This window comes from Shewanella sp. SG41-4 (genome assembly GCF_014164505.1).
In the GTDB taxonomy this organism is placed as follows: domain Bacteria; phylum Pseudomonadota; class Gammaproteobacteria; order Enterobacterales; family Shewanellaceae; genus Shewanella.
Genome location: NZ_JACJFI010000786.1, coordinates 1 through 248, shown reverse-complemented (window position 1 = coordinate 248; position 248 = coordinate 1). Strand labels below are relative to the sequence as shown.

The window sequence follows — 248 nt, the reverse complement described above, 5'->3', positions numbered from 1 at the left end:
CCGTTGTCGAGCATGTCTTGAGTGACAGGGCCGTTAAATAGGGTGTTGCCATTGCCGTCAGTGACAATCAAGGTGTCGCCAACTTGAGTGCCAGTCGCTAGCGTCACGGTCGCGGTCACAGTGCCGTCAGTACCGATCTCATCGCTGTTGAAGATACCATCGCTGCCCATGCCGCTGAATTCAACGATTGGTGCAGGTGCCATGGTGGCATCAACAGGTTGTGTATCTGTTGCGGTTGCAGATGGGTT

1 protein-coding gene is annotated in these 248 nt (G+C 54.4%); it reads right to left on the bottom strand.

Annotation, left to right across the window (positions count from 1 at the left end):
- Window positions 1-248: hypothetical protein (locus H5202_RS23835; RefSeq protein ID WP_220494010.1), on the bottom strand; the 248-nt coding region annotated here is incomplete at both ends.